The 1,579-nt window shown below is 67.5% G+C and carries 1 protein-coding gene; it reads right to left on the reverse strand.

Going from position 1 to position 1,579, the window contains the following annotated elements; translation table 11 throughout:
* Positions 1–248 precede the first annotated feature (248 nt).
* Positions 249–1,514: an IS701 family transposase gene (locus tag VXC91_RS45370; protein ID WP_329513172.1), complete on the reverse strand. Its 1,266-nt coding sequence runs from the start codon at positions 1,512–1,514 to the stop codon at positions 249–251.
* Between the last annotated feature and the right edge of the window lie 65 nt (positions 1,515–1,579).

Raw genomic sequence — 1,579 nt, forward strand, 5'->3', positions numbered from 1 at the left:
GTACTACAGCCGGAGATCTTGGGGATCGGTGATGGGTGGGATCGGCCGGTGGTGGGCCCAGGGCCGGAGGCGGTCCGGGAGCGGGTCTCCGCGGCGTCGGTAGTGACTGACCATGGCGCGGGTCTGGTGGAGCCGACGCCATAACTCGCAGGTCAGGACGGTCTGCACGGGGTGGCGGGGGTTGAGGTGGGTGGCGGCCAGGCAGTGCCGGATGGTGTGGACCGAGGGTCGTAGGAGCGGGCCGGGGATCAGCCAGCGGCCTCGCTCTCGTCGATGCTCGGCGCTTTTCCCTGGTCGGGCGCTTGCTCCGGGTCGGCGTCCGGCTCGGATTCGAGGGTCTGGCCGGGTTCGGGGATGGCGGCGCGTTGGATGCTGAGGAACGCGGTGGCCAGCATGCAGGCGGTGACGTGGCGGTGCCAGGGGGTCCACTTGCGGACCTGGTACTGGGCCAGGCCGACAAGCTGCTTGTTGATCTCGTTGTCCTCCTCGATCTGCCAGCGGCCACCGGCCCTGGCGATGACCTCCGAGACCGTGGTGGAGGCGGGGGCGTGGACGAGGAAGTAGGCGATTTCCCGGTGGAGTTGTCCGTCCTTGCCGCGTCGGTTGGGGTGCAGGGACCGTCGCAGCACCAGCCAGTGTGTGAAGCCATCAGCCGGGTTCTCGTCTTTGACTTGCACGGCGAAGGCCGTCCAGTCGTAGAGCCGCTCGCCCTTGGCGCCGTCGCCGCAGGAGCGGCGTTCCCACTGGTCACGGGTCTTTGCGTAGTGGAGCAGGTCGTCGGCGCGTTTCACGGCCGGCTGGCGCGGCTTGCCCGCAGGTCCGTCGATCGGGAGGTCGACCGGGACGCCGAACACGTACGGCACTTTCCGCCGGTGGCACCAGGCCCGAAGCTGCGGGTCACGGCCGTAGCCGGCGTCAGCCAGTACCCAGGAGAACGGCACGTGAGCCGCGCGGGCCTGCTCGAGCATCGTGATGGCCAGCTCGGGCTTGGTGGCGAAGGTGATCTCGTCGGGCACCCCGGCCTCACCGCACCGTTCGCGGTCGTTCGTCCATTCCTCGGGCAGATACAGGCGGCGGTCAATGAAGGCGTGCCCGGCGGCGGTGGCATAGGTGAGCATCACCATGCTCTGACAGTTGCGGACATCGCCGGTCAGCCCACAATGCTGGAAGGCCACCCCGACCGACTTGGCGCCCTTCTTCTGCGCCTGGGTGTCATCGATGACGAGCGAAGCGTCCTGGTCACCCAGGTGCATGATGACGTAATCGCGGACCGCGTCACGCAGCCGGTCGGCGTCCCACACCGATCCGTTGAGCAGCCACTGCATCCGGTCCGCAGTCACATGCCCGGCGCGCTCCGACAACGTCCAGCCATTCTTCTTCGGCAGCTCCGCCAGCAGCCCCTCAACGAACTGCGCGAACACCACCCGAGGCTCCGGCCGGTTGAACAAGTACCCCAACGAACCAGTCAACGCGGACAGTTCAGCATCCCACTCGGCTATCTGCTCAGCCGTCACACCCAGCATCATGCCCGGTCAACGACACCACACAGGCCCCGTCACAAGATCTCCGGCTGTAGTAC

The organism is Streptomyces chiangmaiensis, from assembly GCF_036281785.1.
Lineage (GTDB): Bacteria > Actinomycetota > Actinomycetes > Streptomycetales > Streptomycetaceae > Streptomyces > Streptomyces chiangmaiensis.